Raw genomic sequence first — 17,024 nt, 5'->3', positions numbered from 1 at the left:
ACGCCCCAACGCATTGGATGCAGCAATATTTGTTTTGTCAGGCGCTTGTTTTCTGCAACGCCTGTATGACTTGGTCCTTCGGTCCGTCAGCTACGATTTTGCCCTGTTCGATAACGATCAGGCGGTCGGCCAGTTCAAGCATGCTGAAGCGATGTGTGGAGACGATCAGCGTTGTGTCGCTGTCAAAGGCGACTTTGAGCTGCTTGATCAACTGGCGTTCCGATGCGAGATCCATCGAGCCCGATGGCTCATCCAGAAAGACGATTTTCGGTTTGGTCAGCAGCAGGCGTGCGATCGCCACCGTCTGCCTCTGGCCGCCTGAAAGATTGGTGCCGCGCTCGCCCACATTCATGTCGTAGCCGCGCGGGTGGCGCGAGACGAAATCGTCGACGCCTGCCGCCTTCGCCGCTTCGATGATCTGCTCATCGGTAGCCTCGGGGCATGCCATCAGGAGGTTCTCCTTAATGGTGCCCGAGAACAGATCGCCAGCCTGCGCAACGATGCCGACCGCGGCGCGAACCTCGGACGGGTGATACTGGCGAATATCGATCCCATCCAGCAGCAGCTCACCGGAGGTCGGCAGGAAAAGCCTGCCGATCAGCCGACCCATCGTCGTCTTTCCCGATCCTATGCGGCCGATGATGCCGATCCGCTCACCCGGCTTCACAGAGAAATTCAGGCCGGTCAAAACCTCGTTTTCCGAGCCGGGATAGACAAACCCGACATTCCTGAACACCATCGCCCCCTTGCGAATGGGGCGGTTGACGAAACCCACCGTGTCCGGTCGGTCTTCCGGTTGAGCCATGATCGAGTTCACCATTCTCAACGAGAGCATGGCCTGGCGAAACCGGGACAGCGTGATGGCGATCTGGCCGAGCGGCGCCACGGCCCTGCTCGCCAGCATCACCGTCCCTATGATTGCTCCCGTCGAAACATGGCCTTCCGAGAAGGCATAAGCGCCGGCCACGACCAGAGCGACGGTCACCAGCTGTTGTATCGACTGGGTTATGTTGCCCGCGGCCGCCGAAAGCTGCTTGATCTTCTCGGACGTGTTGGCGGCGTTCTTGGAGTGCTCCCCCCATTTGCGCAGCAGATACGCCTCGGCGCGCAGCGACTTGATGGTCTCCAGCGTGGAGATGGATTCGACCAGCAGGGCCTGGCGCTGCGAAGCTTCGTTCATCGAGGCGGCGACACGCTTGCCGATGCGGCGCTGGGTGATCAAGCCGACGATGACGGACATCACGAAGGCCAGCGCCGGTATGATCACCAGCCAGCCGCCTATCGCATAGATGACAAGAAGAAAGATGAAGACGAATGCCGTGTCGATGAACACGCTGATGGTGTTCGAGGTGAAGAACTCTCTGACGAACTCGTATTGCGTGACCCTGTTTGCGTATTCACCGGTCGAGCCGGGACGCGCCGACAGTGACGAATTCAGCACTTTCTCGAACAGAAGATAGGATATCCGAAGATCCGCTTTGCGCCCGGCATAGTCGATGAGAGAAGCCCTGGCCGTCTTCAAAAGCAGGTCGAACAGGATGACGGCGCCAATGCCGATTGCCAGAACCCACAGCGTGGATACTGCCTTGTTCGGCAGGATCCTGTCGTAGACGTTCATGGTGAAGATGGGCGAGGCTATGGCCAGCACATTGATGAACACCGCCGCCAGAACGACCTTCGAATAGGTGCGCCAGAAAGCGCCCATCGTTCCGGTCAGCCAATGTCTCCGCTCGATCTTGGCTGCCGAGCCGACCGTCATGCCTTCGGCGGCGTTGGCGTAGGTTATCGAGAACGATACGCCGCCGCTGATATAGCTGGCGGCGAGTTCCGATCTGTCGATTGCGGTGCGGCCGTCTTCCTGCGGCGCGGTGATGTATGCACCGCCTTCGATTTGGGCGAGCAGGGCGACTGGCAACTGGCTGACGCGAAAGACGATGGCGGGAAGGTCTACGCGTCCTCTCAGAAAGTCGCGGTGGCTGAATTCGGTGACTTCCAGGCCGATGCGCTCGGCAAGGTGCCTGATGTCGTCGACTTCAATTCGCGTGTCCGAGAGCGGCACGCCGGCGAACAGCACGGTCTCCGCGCTCGGCCTGCCGAGATATCCGGCAACCGCCGAGAAGCAGGCCTTGAACGCCTCCTTGGGGGAGAGGATGTTGGGTTGCTGGTTCACGATCTGCCCGTCAGGACTCTCGCTGGGCCTTGTGCCGTCTTACTTCTTCCTTACAGGGGCGAGGATATCGAAAGGCAGGTCGTTCTTCTGCTCCGACGGCGTCCGCGCATAGGTTTCAGTGTCTGCGGTTTCTGGTGCCGCAAACTCGGTTCGCGCATAGGCCGTCGCTTGTTTTGCCGGCTGGAGGTTCATCGTTTTCAGCAACTGTCCGGTCGCGGCCAGAAGCCGGTACTGGGCAAACAGCGATGCATAGGACGCGGTATCCGCCAGCGTTGCCGTGTTGAACCGCGTATTCTGCGCATCGAGCACGTCGAGTAGCGAGCGCTGTCCGACTTTGAACTGCTCGCGATAGGAAGCAACCAGCTTCTCATTGGCGGCGGCTTGTTGCCTCAGGGTCTTTGCCAGATCGGCTTGCCGGAAACGGCGATCCCACGACGTGCGAACAGCTTCCTCAATTTCGCGCTGGACCTGATGCAGCGCGAGACGCTGTTCACTGGTGCGGCGGATCTGCTCCTGCTCATTGGCCTTGTCGATGCCACCGCGGTAGAGGTTCCAGCGCAGGACCAAGCGCGCTTGCAGGTCGGAGGTGTCGCCATCGTCACCGTCAATGTCAGTTCCCGCCCGGGCGACACCTTCAGCGATGATGGAGGGGCCAAATTTGGCCCGCGCAGCATCCACGAGGGAGGCCGCCGCGTCGATGTCGCTGTTGGCCATGTGCACGCGCGGATTGCTTTCCCGCGCCAACCCTATTGCCTCGTCAAGCGAGCGCGGGAGTGCGGCCGAGACATCGCCCGGCCTCGAAGGGCTGGTCAGCGGCTTTCCGACGGTCTTGAAGAAGCGGATCTTGGCCGCTTCCAGTTCCTCGGTCGCCTCCTGCATGCGCGCCTTGGCGGCGAACAGCCGTTCCTCGGCCTGTTGCCGGTCGGCCTCGTTCAGCGCGCCGCCCGAGATGCCTTGCCGGATGTCGCCGAGAATTGCCTGGTGGAAGCCGAGATTTTTCTTCGCTTCGGCAACGATCGAAGCCTGCAGCATGTACTCCAAATAGTCCTGGACAACGGACAGCCCGATGAATTCGGAGCGTTCCAGCACCCGGAACGAAGCGCCATCGACGCGCGATGCCTGACGATTCAATTCGGCCCGCCTTGCACCGCTATCATAAAGCGTCTGCGAAACGGTAAGGTCCGTTTCAGCCGGATAGAGCGCGTCGTCTTGGATGGAAAGCGAGCGCCGGGATGGATTATCGAGCCGGCGAACGCCAGCCGATGCCTCGACATCGACACTGGGAAGATAAAGGCCTTTGGCCTGCCGCAACTCGAACTCGATTGCTTCGCGGTTTTCGATTGCCTGTCCAATCTCGGGATTGGACTCCACCGCAACAGCCATCGCCTCCTTGAGCGTGAGCGCATGAGCTCCCCCGCAGGTCAGCATGGTGGCTGCCATCAAAAGACCAAGGCGCTTGCCTATGGTCGACATACTTGTCGTATTCATCCAACCCACCCTAACGTTTCCCCAGCGCCCTTTTTAAGAGCGCTACAACCAAGCCAAGGCCTGCCCGTCGACCGATTATCCACAAATTCACGAAATATGTGAGCGATTATTGATTTAGTGGCCGCTAAAACGCGGTTTCAGGCAACAAGGCTGCGAGATGTAGCAAAAATGGCACATAAACATCGGCCCGCTGCGGTTGCAGCCGGGGGCTGCCACGTGTGGGAAAGCACAGAAAACAGAGGCCCTCGGACCGGTGTAGCCAGAATCATAGCAGGCGCGGATAGCCGCTCTTGACGACTGAATCCGGAGTTGGATCGCTGTTTCGGACAACGCCACCCGAGATGCCGCGTCGAAAAATGCGCCGTCGGCGGCAGCCAACGAAAGCGTCATGCCGCAGACATCGCCCGCTACAGCCGCATGGCTTGGCAGTGGCGAGACCGCTCCGGAAAAACACAATTTTGGTCGCGGGCTGACCCGTTTCGCCTCAACGCGCGCTCAACGCCACCATGCGGTCGAGCGCCGCGGTCAGGCCGTGGAGCGACACCGGGAATGTCAGCGGGGTCTCCGCGTCCGTTGTGACATTGAGCTTCAGCACCGAGCCTCCCCTCATCTTTCCAAGCGTCGGTCGATCGATGGCAAAGACCGCAATGCAACCCGTTGGCAGGCAGGTCCTGAATCGCTGCTGGGACAATGGCGGCTGATCGTCGATCTGCAGCGTCACGCCCTGATCGAGCAAGATGCCGAAGGGCAGAAGCAGGGTAGCCGTCGTCGAACCGTCCGCGCGTCCCGCGATCTCCACGGCAAGAAGCCTTTGGCCGTTCTGCTGCACCTGGTCCTGCGCAAGCGAGCACGCTCTCGCCTTCTCGCGAACGGAACAGGTCACGCTCCAGTCCTGGTAGACTTCACGCAGAGACGACGGTCCATCCGGGACAGCCGCCACCTGCTGCTGCGCCGAAGCCGGCGACATCAACGAAAATAGGATTGCCCCGCATGCGCAGGCGGCCTTGAGGCCACGCTTCATGTGCAGACCCACTCACGGATCTTGCATTTGCCTCCCGCCGCCTCACAGGCCTGCAAAGCGAGGTCTTCGGCTTCCCGGCGGGTCTCGGCCGAGTTCACGCCCCAGGGCGTGAAACGGTTCTCGACTTTGTCTGCCAGGGCGAGCGCACCGCAGTGCTTGTAGGGAAAGCCGGTCTCGTCGTCATCATTCCAATGGCGATGGTTGCGGAAGACGGCGACGACGTTGCAGGCCTTTCCGCCCGCGTTCTCGCAATATTTCTGCGCGATGTCCTTCGCCTCCTGCCGCTTGTCGGCGCCCCAGAAGAAGCCGTATTTGCTATCGGCCTGCGAATAGGCGATGGCCGCCCAGATGCCTTTTTCCTCCTGCTGCGGCTCCGACGGCGCCACCAGGTCGGCCGAGACGACTTGCCCGCTCCACAACAAGGTCAAGCCCAAAACCGCCAAAGCCTGCAATCTCATGGTCGGCACCCCTTTCCTCAATCCCAGTCGCTTCGCCTTACTTTGCCGCCGAAGCGACGGAGATCACCACGCAGCTTTTGCCCGTCGGCAAGAGAAGGGCTTCACCGGCGTTGCCGCCGAGCTCGTACACCTCGACCTGCCCAAGATGGTCGGTGATCTTGCTGCCCTGCGGAAGAATGGACGGGATGTCGGCACACGGGCTGGCGAATGGCGCCACCCGCACCATCGCCCCCTCGCAACCCGAAGCGGTGGGCGATGCGAAAACGACGCCGGCGGCCGGGCCGCTATATCTCTCCGTCGCATAGTCCATGCCGACAAAGGCCTGGACGGCATGTTTGTCGGCGGCCTGGTCGTTCCACAAGGATTTGACGCTGTATTTGGTGCCGGTCGTCAAAATCTGTCCGAGCACCGGATAGATGGTCGAACAGGCCTGCACCCCGGCTTGCTTGACGTGCTGGAGGAAAGGCGTGTCCGGAAGCGCCGGGTTGGCTGTCTCAGGCTGTGCGGCCGTCGCGCTGCCGACCAGATTGGCGATCGCGGCATAGTTGCCGGCGGCGAAGCCAAAGCCCGCCACGACAAGCCCCAACAATGAAAATCCGACGACACGCGGCCATCGCCGCCGCGTGGGTTCGACCAGCCTCTGCCGATCCGCCTCGACGGTTGGGCTGCTGCGTTTTGCGGATATGAACTGGTCCTGCTGGCTCATGGTGCTGCCCCCGTTATTTGACTGGCGAAAGGGCCGCTGTCAGCCCCTTGAGCGTTGCGGTCACGGTGATCGTCCCGCCATCCACGGTCGGGTAGGAGATCGCCGGCGTCGCATTCTGCGCTATCTGCCGGCGCATGACGGGGCCTACCGGCAACATGCCGACACAGACCATGTCGTTGCAGCCGTTGAGGTGAACGTCGATCGCCTGGTTTTGCCCATCGAACTTCAACGACACCAGGCCATCGCTCCTGGCATTCGGCGCGGTGCGCAGGATCATGTAGGGCTTGCCGTCCTGTGTGGCGGCAAGCGACCAGCTGAAGGCCATCTTGCCGGACGCGTCCTCGATCACCTGCGAGACATTGCAGACCTTCTTGCGGGCTTTGAGGTTCTCGTCGCAGATCAGCGTCCAATTCTCGAATGGACGGATGGTGCGCTGGTACTCGCCCAGTTTCACGTCGGGCGGTAGCACCACATCCGAAGGCTTGATTCTGTAGGGCGAGGCAACCTGCCCGGCAGCCGGTGCGAGGCCGCCGCAGAGCACCAGGCAAGTCAGTGCGGCAAGTCCTTTCATTCCTGCCTCAGTTCAAGGTGAAGCTGATGCCGGCGCCGACGCCGACGTTTCCACCCGCCGCCGTGCCCGACACATTGCCGCGGATGCGGCCGTCCTCGCTGGTGTAGCCCGCACCGAAGGCGAACGCGCTGGCGTCCCGCCAGAAGCCGCCGCCCGCCGCGACGCTCAGCTTTCCGGGACGGTCATCGTAGCGCAGCGAGGCTGCGGCGAGCCCGATCGCCGCCGCTTGCCGGGCTTCGTCACGGATGCCGGCGACGTCCGTATTGAGCTGACTGAGCTTCTGGTCGGTGTAGTCATTGGCCTGCTGCAAGGTCGTGGCCGCCACCTTGTCGGTATAGGCGTTGGACGTGTCGATGGCGTAAGCTACCCGGTTGTCCGTATAGCTCTTGCCCTCGGTCAGGCCCTGGTTCAGCTGGTTGACGTTGACCGCATCGGTGCCGGCAACGCCCGGGCCGACATTGGAGATGACGACCGGCGCGTTCACGTCGCCGCCCTGCAGCGTGATGCTGTTCTTCTTGCTGCCGTCCGGATTGGTGTCATAGACCACCGCGTTCTGGCTGAGCGTTCCGATGCCGGATTTCAGATCCTCGATCGCCGTGTTCGTGGCGTAGAGCTGCGAGCCGTTTATCGCATCGGTGCTGTCGGCGGAAACGCGGCCGGCAGCGACATTGGTGATCGTCCGCTCGGCGCCGGCATCGCCGACGCTGACGGTTCCGACCGGTGTCGTCCCGGCATAGGTGTAGGTCTTGCCGTTGATGACGGTGCTGGACGTGCCGACGGCGGTCTGCGTCACCGAGCCGGAACCGAGCGCCACGTCGTTGGCATTGTTGGCCTGGGCGCCCTGCCCGAGTGCCACGGCGCCTTGCGCACTTGCCGTGGCGCCGTGCCCGGCGGCAAGGCTGTCGGTGCCGCTGGCCACGCTCTCCGGCCCGATCGCAACGGCGTCGGTGCCGCTGGCGGCGGAGTCGGCCAGCGTCGAATTGGCGTGGAAGTACTTGATGCCGCCGCCATTGCTGATGTTGGTCAAGGCATTGTCGATGGCCGTGAAGCCGTCATAGACGGTCGAATAATTGTTGCCCTGGATGGTATAGGTCGGGCCGGTGATCGAGCCGTCCGGATTGACCGTCGTGCCGCCGCCGAACAGGTTGGTCACGTTTTGCGACACGCCGCGAAGCTGCGAGACATTGACCGCGTCGGTATCGGCCGAACCCGCCGCGACATTGGTCAGCTTACGTTCGGCCCCGGCAGCGCCGATCGACACTTCGCCGACCGAGGTCTGGGGGGCGGTCAGGGCAAAGGCCGTGTAGCCGGCCTGCGCGCCGACCGTGGTGATGGACTGCGCGCCCAGCGCGACGCTGTTGATGAAGGTGCTTTGGGCGCCGGCGCCGAGCGCCACCGACTGGATGCCGGACGCCAGCGAATTCGTGCCGAGCGCGAGACCGTCGGCCAGCATCACATGAGCGTTCTGGCCGATGGCGGTTCCGCCGGGCGCTGTCTGGTCGACGATAGCGCCGTTGCCGATGCCGATGCCGTTGTCACCGTTGACGACGGTCGTCGGGCCGACCGCGACCGACTCTGCTCCGACCGCGAGCGAGTCGCCCGCCGCCGAATTGGCATGGAAATACTTGGTCGACGTTACCGAGACCGAGGCGATCGCCCCCTGCAACTGGCGGAGCGTCACCGCATCCTGGGCTTGCGTGCCGTCCGCGACATTGGTGATCTGCCGGTAGGAGGTGGCGGTGCCGACCGAAACGGCGCCGAGCAGCGTCTTGTCGGTCGTGTTGTACTGGATGAAGTTCGATGGGCCGGCCGCGATCTGGCCGCTGGCCGGAGCCAGCGCTCGATCGGAGACCGAGCCGGAACCGAGCGCCACGCCGCCGTCGATGCTGACATTACTGTCGCGGCCGAGCGCCAGTCCGCTGACACCGGTCGCGGTCGCCTGGTAACCGACGGCGGTGGAGCCGACCCCTTGAGCGAAGGAATCGGTTTGCGCCAACCCGGTCTCATTGGTGCGGGCATAGCGAATGCCCACGCCATTGGCGTCGGTATAGGCGGTCGAGGTATCGCCGGCGATGTTGTTGATCGTGTTGCCGAGATTGGTGACACCACTGCCGATATTGGCAATGTCGGTCGTGTTCTGCGTGACCTGCTGGTTGGTCGCGAAGAGCTGCGAGCCGTTGACGGCGTCGGTCGAGCCGCCGTTCAACTGTCCGGCCGCGACGTTCTGGATCTGGCGCTCGGCTCCAGCCGAGCCGACCGAGAAAGCGCCGGCCGGCGTAGTGCCGGCGAAGGTATAGTTGACGCCTCCGATTGTTGTTCCGCCGACATTGGTCGTTGCGCCCGACGTCGAATTCAGGCCGATCGCCACATCACCGGCATTGTTGGCCACCGCGTTCGGGCCGACAGCGACGGAATCGGCTCCCAGCGCCTGGGAATCCGCCAGCGTCGAGTTGGCATGGAAATACTTGACGCCGCCGCCGACGTTGATGTTGTTGACGACGGCGCCGATGGCGTCGACGGCCTGGTTGGTGGCGAAGAGCTGCGAGCCGTTGATGGCGTCGGTCGAGAGCGCGCTGATCCGCCCCGCCGCCAGATTGGTGAGCGTGCGTTCCGCCCCGGGCGCGCCGATGCTGACCGTCGAGGTCGGATTGGTGCCCTGGAAGGCGTAGGTCGTGCCGTTGACCACCCCGCTGGCCGTACCGACGGCCGTGGCGGTCACCGAGCCCGAGCCCAGCGCCACGTCGCCGGAGCTTGCCGCCGCCGTCGCGCCATTGCCGAGCGCGACATTGCCGGCGAGGCCGGCTGCGCCCGCCGTCGAGCCGTTGCCCAGCGCCACCGAGCCTTGCCCGATCGCCTTGTTGCTGTTGCCGATGGCGACAGCGCCGTTGGCCATATTGGCCGCGGTGGCCGACGCCGTGCCGTCGCTGTTGGCGATGTTGTTGGCGCCGCCGGTGAAGGCGCCGGTGCCGCTGGCATAGCTCGGATCGCCGATGGCCACCGCGCCGTCGCCATAGGCAACGTTGCCGTAGCCGATCGCGACCGCCTTGCCGCCATCGGTAATCGCGCCCGTGCCGATGGCCACGGAGTCGGCGGAGAGCGCAGTGGACTGTAGACCGACCGCGATGGCGTTGGTTGCAGTCGCCTGGCTGTCGCGTCCCATCGCAATGGCGTCGTCCTCGGATGCCGTCACGTCCGTGCCGATGCCGATGGCGTTGTCTCCACTGGCGCTCGTTGCAAAAGTGCTCGAGCCGACATAGACGGAACCTATCCCGGACGCCCTCGTCCCGGCGCCGAGGGAGATGGAATTCACGGCGCTGCTTTGGGCGCCGCGGCCGAGCGCGGTACTGTTGAGTCCGGTGGCGCGGGATTCACGTCCGACGGCAGTGGAATTGTCGGCGCTGGCTACGGTGCCGATGCCGAGAGCGGTGCTGGCGCTTCCGCCGGCGTTGGCGCTGACGCCGGCAGCGAGAGAATTGTCTCCTGCCGCAGTTGCTCCCGACCCGAATGAGGAGGCGTTTATGCCGCTGGCGACGGCCGTGTTGCCGACCGCCGTGCTGTCTACACCGCTCGCGGTGGCGCCCAGCCCCAGCGCGGTCGCCTGCGCGGCGCTGGCGGTGGAGTTCGCGCCCAGGGCGGTCGAATTCAGGAAGCTGGCATTGGCGTTGAAGCCGAGAGCGGTCGCTTGAACGCCGGACGCAGCCGTGTTCTGGCCGATCGCGGTGCTGGACGTCGCTGAGGCATTGGCGTTGGGTCCGACGGCAGTGCTGTATTGGCCTGTGGCCTTGGCTATGTATCCCAACGCCGTTGAGTCGAGGGCCGATGCGACGGCCTCACGTCCTAGGGCGGTGGAATCGGCACCGCTGGCGACAGATCCCCAGCCTGCGGCTGTCGCATAGTTGTTGCTGGCCGTGGAGCTGGTGCCGAGGGCGGTGGAATTCCCTCCGGAGGCAACGGAGAAAGTGCCCAAGGCGTTGGCGCCAGCCCCGAGGGCTTGGGCCTGAACGCCGAGCGCTACGGAATTGACGCCGTTGGAGATCGTGCCTTGGCCCAGCGCCATCGCGCCACCTGTGCCTGTTGCTTTCGCGTTCAGGCCGAGAGCCACCGAATATTGCGCCGACGCAACGGATGACCGTCCGACCGCGATGGCATCAACCTGGGATGCCGTGACATCCGTGCCAATGCCGATGGCGCTCTGGGCGGTTGCACCTGTCCCGGCGGCGGTGCGCGAGCCAAGATAGATGGAGTTTATCTGGGTCGCGAGCGACTGGAAGCCGATTGCGACGGCATTCTGGCTGCCCGCATTGGCGTTGGTGCCCTCGGCTATTGAATCGGCTCCGTTCTGCACGGCTCCGGATCCAAACGCGATACCGCGTACTCCGTTTGCCGTGCCGCCGCCGCCGAAAACCTGTGCTAATGCCGGCGTGGCGATGCCGCCCAATGCGATCGCACCCAGCGCCGCCGCCAGGGTCCTGCCGTTGCCGAGCATGCCGAGCCCATGTCCCTTGCGGCGCATACCGAGCACGCGGTGCGCCATGCGCAAGACTGCCATTAGGCGGCGGCGCAGCGAGCGAGAGCCGAAATCGGCGCCGGCAATCCAGTGCACGGCGAAGTGCGTCGCCCGATGCCAAATAGACAAGTCACTCGAAATGCGATTGTCGGTCATGGTTCCCTCTCCGCTGGCCGGCACGAAATGTCTGACAATTCCGTTCCACGGCAGGAAGACATGATTCCTGCCTGCGGTATTTCACGAAATTGCTGCCTTGTGAGAAAAGATCGGAGCATATCGGCGGAGGTTAACAGCTCGTTACCTTAGCAACTTCTTTAAAGCGAAGTAAACAAGCAATTCCATAAGCGCCGCCTCATCTATTCTTGGCGTTAAGCTTGCTCAGCCGCGCCTGCAATGGCGTTACCCCTCGATATTTCTTCATCACGGTGGTAAAGTGGCTCTGGCTTGAAAAACCGCTCAGATGAGCGATGTCCGCAATCGTCATGCGACTGTCGGCAAGCAGTCTTTCGGCGAAGTCCAGCCGCAGATCGAGAACATACTGATGCGGCGGCGCCCCGAACGTCCTGGAGAACGCCCGCACAAAATGATAGGGGGAAAGCCCGCAAACCGCAGCCATCTCGGCAAGCGCCAGCTTGCGCGAAAAGTTCTCGTTCAAGAACGCCTGCACGCGGCGTGCACTGCGGACGGAAAGCCCACCCTTTACGTTCAGCGCCAACTGTCGCACAGCCGCTTTGACCCTTGGAGCGAAGGCTTCAATTTCCGCGAACTGAATTTCCGTGGACGACCCCGCATCCCGCATCCAAAAGCTCGTCTCAAAGCGCCAAAGCGCACCAACTGATGACTCACGCCGACGATGGGCACATTCGTGATGGGCGTATTTTGAAAAATTCCGGAACCTTTGTAAGAAATTCCGGTCTTGGACCGTTGAGCGGTAGGTGTGTCCACTTTGCCATACTCGAGCTGTTCAGTTTTTGACCGACGTGTACCCGGCCTTGGTTGGCGTTCGTCCCCTGTATTTCTTCATGGTCGCGGCCAAATGGCTTTGATCGGAAAAACCAACCAGGTAGGCGACTTCGGCAATCGCAAGCTCACCATCGGCGAGCAGCTTTTCGGCGAGGTCCAGCCGCAGATTGATCAGATACCGATGCGGCGGCATTCCAAACGTCCTGGCGAACCTGACTATGAAATGATTGGGGGAAACCCCTGCGACCGACGCAAGTTCGGCGACCATTATTTTCCGCACAAAATTCTCGTTGAGATACTCACGCACGCGTCGGGCGCCAACGGCGGAGAGCCCGCCTCTTGGCAACACGGGCTGCCTGTTGCGGCTTGTGTAGGCGCGCAGCAGATGAACGCCGAACACCGTGAGCAATGAGTCCAGATAGAGTTCGTTCGGAGGTGCTTTCCCGGTCAACTCGGCGGTGATCATCTGGGCTATGTTGAGAGCGCGCAGGTCGACCGTGCCGAACGCGGGCGGCTCGAGTTCGACATCGCCGACATCGAATTCGTGAGCCGCCAACTCCGACAGCGCTTCAGGGGATATGGAAACGACGGCATTTTCCCTGGTCGCCGACCAGGCGAGACTGCTGTCCACACCCGCCGGATTGACGACGAGACACCCGATCGGCGCATCGTACTCTGTGACCCTGTCGCTGCCGAGCGAAGCTCTCAGCTTGCGCATGGGCGCAAGCACGATACCCACGGAGTGTTCCTTGGCCAGGAACGTCTGCGATCCAGGGCTGCGGACGGAGTATATGACGCTCCCCCGCGCGGTGGCCCTTCTGGGGCCTGCACTTTCAGGAATTATGTCCAGGACATATCGAGCTGTCTGTTCCCGACCGACGCCTCGGGAATCGCCGCTTTCCCGAGCCTCGTCCGCATTTTTCATCGCCTGGCCTCAGCCGCTTTGCCGCCGCTTGAATTCCCCTTAGCCCGACCCGGACCCAACGTAACGCACATGCTGCGGATAGTGAATAACATCCGTGCGCAAAGAAAAAATTTTGTTCGGGATAAGAAGAAAAAATATGGCCGACAAAGGAAGTTCTAGAACATTTTTTCCTACTTGATGGAGAGCCCCTCCATCAACGCAGCGCACCCATTGAGCTTGGGGACAATCCGGCCACTTCGGCGGGCCGTGCAACAAGCCGACGCAGAGCTACCGGGTTCGCTGCCGGTCATTGCAGATCATCGCGACGATTCTCGTACAAACCCCATGCAAGTTCCACAAAGGCCAAAAGAACATCGTCCTGGTTCCACCCGGCAGCGACTGCCGCCTGAACGATTTCACGGATGAGAGGCAGCAACTGGCGTTGGCATTCGGCCGATGTGTCGACAGTTTCGTGGTCCACAGGAGGCCCATCGAAGTTGAACTTCACCATTCGGCGCCCCCCTCGCCATCAATCGAAATGTTACATCGTTAATTTTATTCGTGCTGATATACATTACATCCAGGACCAAAGCATAGGAAGCCTTGAAGGACCAACGGCGCAGTAGGACAACGCGCCGAAGCAGCCGCCCATGCATGCCGTTGCGTTAGCGTTATGAGCTAGATGTTCTCGCGGGTGTAGATCTCGAAGGGCAGTATCGTCGTGAAGTTGCCGCCTTCGTTCGGGGCGGAAACGGCGCGGACCATGCCGGCCAGCGCTTCCTGGGCGATGCGGGCGAGCGGGTGCGAAATGACGAAGGTCAGCGTGCCATCGAGCAGCGCCGGACGCGTCGAGTCCATCAGCTCATAGCCGACGACGACGAGGCTGCCGGCCCGCCCGGTGGAGCGCAACGCCGCGATGGCGCCGGTGATGCCGCCGCCGGCGACATAAAGGCCGGACAGATCCGGATTTTCGTTCAGCAGCTTTTCGGTCATCTCCTGCGCGATGGCGCTCGATTCGAAAGTCAGCAGCGGCTCCAGAAGGGTGAAGCCAGGGGCGTGCTCGCGGAAATAGGAGCGAAAGCCGCTTTCGTTCATTTCCTGGCAGCGGTAGCGATGATTGCCGACGAGGATGCCCAATTTGCCGGGCGCCCGGCAGACGTGCTCGAACACCCAGGCCGCGGTGCGTCCGACCTTCCAGTTGTCCAGCCCTATATAGCGCACATGTCCGGTCGCCGAGATCTGCGAGATCAGCGCAAACACCGGCACGTTGCGGGCATTGAGCGTATCCACCGCCTGGGTGACGAGGGGATGGACCGCCGCGACGACGCCGACGGCATCGCATTCGGCGCCCAAGGCCAGCATCCGCGAGGCAACGTTCTGCGGTGACAGATCGTCCAGAAACTCCGTGCGCAGCTCTATCTCGCAGTCGGACATCGTTTCGGTTGCCAGGCGCAGCGCCTCGGCCATGTTGCGGTAGAAGGCACGGCCGGGCTGGTGCAGCAGGAAACCGAACCGGTAGCGCGGTCGCGCGGCCGCCACGCGGCTGCGTAGCGCGCCCATGCCATAAAAGCCGATCTGCTCCGCCGCCAGCCTGACGCGCTCGCGCGTACCCTGGCGCACGGCACCCGCACCGCTCAGCACCCGGTTGACGGTGGCCACCGAAACATTCGCCTCGGCGGCTACATCCTTGATCGTTGGCCGCTTGCCGTGATCCATTTTATCTCATCATCCCGTAGCGATTGATATAAAGATATCATTCTCTCTGCAAGATTGATATGAATGACACAATCAATTTGGAATAAACATTCTATTCTTGATTCATTTTGGATCAAGATGTTTATCTCCGGAAAAGCAAGCAAGGCGGAAGCACCGCCAGCCCAGGGATAGCAGCAGCACAGCGCAGACAAGGTTCTCGCCTCCACCCGTGGCGGTATGAGGCAGCGTGCGCGTGCGGCCCATCCCAAGGCGTTGCGGGTGCGGCATTGCGGGTGGAGGATCTGCATGGACGATCTCAAATACGGCGTGCGCGACAAGCGCGGCGACTGGAAGCCGAACGGACGCATTGAGGGAGCGCCGTTGTTGAACTGGCCGCCCAAGCTGCCGAAAATCCTGGCATGGCTGCCCGGCTATATCTGGCCGTGGAATGCCTTCCACATGGCCACTGCCCTGCTCTACTGGTTCTATATCGTGCCGAGCGTCGAGACGATGAAGACCATCGGTTGGGGCTGGGCGCTATGGCTCTACGCCGTCAACGCGGCGGCGATCCTTGTCTTCTACGGCATCTTCGAACTGCGCTACTACATCAAGCGCGCCCAGGCGACCCGGTTCAAGTACAACCACAAATTCCCCGGCGACGCGCCCTCCGACGTGTTCTGGTTCCAGAGCCAGAACCTCGACAACTTCCTGCGCTCGTTCTTCATCACCATCCCCCTGTGGACCGTGGTCGAGGTCATTTTCCTCTGGTGCTTCGCCAATGGCTATGTGCCGTGGGTCGGCTGGCAGGATCACCCGGTCTACCTCGCCTTACTGGTGCTGATCGCGCCTGCCATTCACGAGGTGCACTTCTTCTTCATCCACCGCCTGATCCACTGGGGCCCGCTCTATCGCTGGATCCATTCGGTCCACCACAATTCGATCAACCCCTCGCCCTGGTCCTCACTGTCGATGCATCCTGTGGAGGGGTTCCTCTATCACGCGGTCGCCTTCTGGCATCTTGTCATTCCGTCCAATCCGATCGTCGCGCTGTTCCAGCTGCATGTTGCCGGCTTCGGCGCAGTCAATGGCCATCTCGGCTTCGACAGACTGGAGGTGACCGAGGACACGGCCGTCGATAGCCACGCCTACACGCATTACCTGCACCACAAATATTTCGAGGTGAACTATGGCGGCGACGGGCTGATCCCGCTCGATCGGTGGTTCGGCACCTGGCACGACGGAACCAGAGAGGGCGAAGCCATGATGGACGCCCGTTTCCAGAAAAAGAAAGAGCGCATGAACGCCAAGGCAGCGGCGGACCCTTGATCACGTCACGCGGCGCGCAACCGGGAGAGAGGCGCGCAGGAGAGGTCACAGTTTTTCAAAAACCCGTCTGAAGACGGCAAATGGGAGGAGACGACATGAAGCGTATCACAAAACTCTTGGCGGCGGTCATGCTTGCCGGCGTGGCGGCGACATCGGCCACATCGGCGATGGCACAGTCCAAGGGGGCAAAGATCTTCGTCATCGGCGGCAAGGCCGACGACCCGTTCTGGTCGAAGGTCAAGAAAGGCGCCGACGATGCCGGCAAGGTCGCCGAACTGACGGGCGGCTCGGTCACCTGGCTCGGTCCGCAGAACTACGACAATCTGGGCCCCGACGCGGCCAAGCTGATCCGCACCGCGCTCAGCCAGAATCCCAGCGCCATTGTCGGTCCCGACTGGGTGCCAGAGGCCATGGATGACGCCTTCAAGGAAGTCGTTGCGGCAGGCGTGCCGCTTATCATCTACAATTCCGGCGGCATGGATGCAGCCAAGCGGCTCGGTGCCATGAACTATGTCGGCAATGAAGAATACGCGGCCGGCCTTGGCGGCGGCACCTATTTCGGCGGCCATGGCGCCAAGAACGTGCTGTGTGTCAACACCTTGCCAGGCTCTACCAACACCGAAGACCGCTGCAAGGGCATTGCCGACGCCATCGCCAAGAGCGGCGGCAAATCGAGCCAGTTGCCGCTGCCTTCGTCCAGCTTCGGCAACCCGACCGCGGTCGCCGAGGCGATCAAGGCCGCCGTGCTGAAGGACAACACGCTTGACGGTGTCATCACCATCAGCGCCGGCGACGCCAACAGCGCCGCCAACGCCATCAGCCAGGCCAGCGTCGGCGACAAGGTCAAGCTCGCTTCGTTCGACATGGACGAAACCGGCCTGCAGCGCATCAAGGACGGCACGCAGATGTTCTCGATCGACCAGCAACCCTATCTGCAAGGCTTCCTTGCCGTGTCGCTGCTCAACGGCTTCGTCAACTACGGGCTCGACCTGCCGACCAAGCCGGTGCTGACCGGACCCGGGATCGTCGACGCCGCCAATGTCGGCGCGACGCTGGCTGGTGCGGCGGCCGGCGCCCGCTAACTGCGCGCCCTGCCTTCTCCCCTTGTGGGAGAAGGTGTCGCCGCAGGCGACGGATGAGGGGTGTTCCAGCTTGGCAAGGACGGCGATCCGTCACGCACCTCTCATCCGTATCGGCGCTGCGCGCCGATCCACC

13 protein-coding genes are annotated in these 17,024 nt (G+C 62.4%); 2 read left to right on the top strand and 11 right to left on the bottom strand.

All coding sequences use genetic code 11. The annotated features are described in order from the left end of the window. Nucleotides 1–37: 37 nt before the first annotated feature. From FCU66_RS37825 to FCU66_RS37775, 11 genes are all read right to left on the bottom strand, one after another. Entirely contained in the window at nt 38–2,170 is a 2,133-nt protein-coding gene (locus FCU66_RS37825; protein ID WP_136616622.1) for a type I secretion system permease/ATPase, read from the bottom strand. A gap of 39 nt (nt 2,171–2,209) precedes the next feature. After that, nucleotides 2,210–3,658 carry a TolC family protein gene (locus FCU66_RS37820; RefSeq protein WP_136616623.1) on the bottom strand — a complete coding sequence of 483 codons (1,449 nt, stop codon included), beginning with the start codon at nt 3,656–3,658 and terminating at the stop codon, nt 2,210–2,212. A 484-nt stretch (nt 3,659–4,142) separates the two neighbouring features. Next, the gene (locus FCU66_RS37815; protein ID WP_136616624.1) at nt 4,143–4,691 is read right to left on the bottom strand and encodes an invasion associated locus B family protein; all 549 of its coding nucleotides are present in this window, start codon (nt 4,689–4,691) and stop codon (nt 4,143–4,145) included. Next, nucleotides 4,676–5,137 carry a DUF4189 domain-containing protein gene (locus tag FCU66_RS37810; RefSeq protein WP_136616625.1) on the bottom strand — a complete coding sequence of 154 codons (462 nt, stop codon included), beginning with the start codon at nt 5,135–5,137 and terminating at the stop codon, nt 4,676–4,678. Before FCU66_RS37810 ends, FCU66_RS37815 begins: the two co-directional genes overlap by 16 nt. Nucleotides 5,138–5,174: 37 nt before the next feature. Next, nucleotides 5,175–5,843: a hypothetical protein gene (locus FCU66_RS37805; RefSeq protein ID WP_136616626.1), complete on the bottom strand. Its 669-nt coding sequence runs from the start codon at nt 5,841–5,843 to the stop codon at nt 5,175–5,177. Nucleotides 5,844–5,856: 13 nt separating this feature from the next. Beyond that, complete coding sequence (locus tag FCU66_RS37800) at nt 5,857–6,414, bottom strand: invasion associated locus B family protein (RefSeq protein ID WP_136616627.1); 558 nt, start codon at nt 6,412–6,414, stop codon at nt 5,857–5,859. 7 nt (nt 6,415–6,421) lie between these two features. Further along, a complete protein-coding gene (locus FCU66_RS37795; protein ID WP_425462889.1) occupies nt 6,422–10,663 on the bottom strand; it encodes a YadA-like family protein in 4,242 nt (1,413 codons plus the stop codon). Nucleotides 10,664–11,273: 610 nt separating this feature from the next. After that, entirely contained in the window at nt 11,274–11,720 is a 447-nt protein-coding gene (locus FCU66_RS37790; RefSeq protein WP_136616629.1) for a helix-turn-helix domain-containing protein, read from the bottom strand. 165 nt (nt 11,721–11,885) lie between these two features. Further along, entirely contained in the window at nt 11,886–12,809 is a 924-nt protein-coding gene (locus FCU66_RS37785) for a helix-turn-helix domain-containing protein (protein ID WP_136616630.1), read from the bottom strand. A gap of 286 nt (nt 12,810–13,095) precedes the next feature. Then, nucleotides 13,096–13,299, bottom strand: a complete 204-nt coding sequence (locus FCU66_RS37780; RefSeq protein WP_168991758.1) for a hypothetical protein — start codon at nt 13,297–13,299, stop codon at nt 13,096–13,098. 167 nt (nt 13,300–13,466) lie between these two features. Then, nucleotides 13,467–14,504, bottom strand: coding sequence for a LacI family DNA-binding transcriptional regulator (locus tag FCU66_RS37775; RefSeq protein ID WP_136616631.1), 1,038 nt, complete (start codon nt 14,502–14,504; stop codon nt 13,467–13,469). A 285-nt stretch (nt 14,505–14,789) separates the two neighbouring features. Between FCU66_RS37775 and FCU66_RS37770 the strand changes: the two genes are divergently transcribed. Together FCU66_RS37770 and FCU66_RS37765 are read left to right on the top strand one after the other, a co-directional pair. Further along, nucleotides 14,790–15,809, top strand: a complete 1,020-nt coding sequence (locus FCU66_RS37770; RefSeq protein WP_136616632.1) for a sterol desaturase family protein — start codon at nt 14,790–14,792, stop codon at nt 15,807–15,809. Between the two features lie 95 nt (nt 15,810–15,904). Further along, entirely contained in the window at nt 15,905–16,891 is a 987-nt protein-coding gene (locus FCU66_RS37765; protein WP_136616633.1) for a sugar ABC transporter substrate-binding protein, read from the top strand. Nucleotides 16,892–17,024: the final 133 nt, after the last annotated feature.

Origin of the sequence: Mesorhizobium norvegicum, assembly GCF_004919685.1 — a bacterium.
GTDB lineage: Bacteria > Pseudomonadota > Alphaproteobacteria > Rhizobiales > Rhizobiaceae > Mesorhizobium > Mesorhizobium norvegicum.
Note: the sequence above shows the minus strand (reverse complement) of the source record. Positions and strands in the feature narration are given on the sequence as shown.

Coding starts and splice junctions, on each gene's coding strand:
- FCU66_RS37770 (WP_136616632.1), top strand. CDS start 14,790: ATGGACGATCTCAAATACGGCGTGCGCGACAAGCGCGGCGACTGGAAG.
- FCU66_RS37780 (WP_168991758.1), bottom strand. CDS start 13,299: ATGGTGAAGTTCAACTTCGATGGGCCTCCTGTGGACCACGAAACTGTC.
- FCU66_RS37785 (WP_136616630.1), bottom strand. CDS start 12,809: ATGAAAAATGCGGACGAGGCTCGGGAAAGCGGCGATTCCCGAGGCGTC.
- FCU66_RS37790 (WP_136616629.1), bottom strand. CDS start 11,720: ATGCGGGATGCGGGGTCGTCCACGGAAATTCAGTTCGCGGAAATTGAA.
- FCU66_RS37800 (WP_136616627.1), bottom strand. CDS start 6,414: ATGAAAGGACTTGCCGCACTGACTTGCCTGGTGCTCTGCGGCGGCCTC.
- FCU66_RS37805 (WP_136616626.1), bottom strand. CDS start 5,843: ATGAGCCAGCAGGACCAGTTCATATCCGCAAAACGCAGCAGCCCAACC.
- FCU66_RS37810 (WP_136616625.1), bottom strand. CDS start 5,137: ATGAGATTGCAGGCTTTGGCGGTTTTGGGCTTGACCTTGTTGTGGAGC.
- FCU66_RS37775 (WP_136616631.1), bottom strand. CDS start 14,504: ATGGATCACGGCAAGCGGCCAACGATCAAGGATGTAGCCGCCGAGGCG.
- FCU66_RS37765 (WP_136616633.1), top strand. CDS start 15,905: ATGAAGCGTATCACAAAACTCTTGGCGGCGGTCATGCTTGCCGGCGTG.
- FCU66_RS37820 (WP_136616623.1), bottom strand. CDS start 3,658: ATGAATACGACAAGTATGTCGACCATAGGCAAGCGCCTTGGTCTTTTG.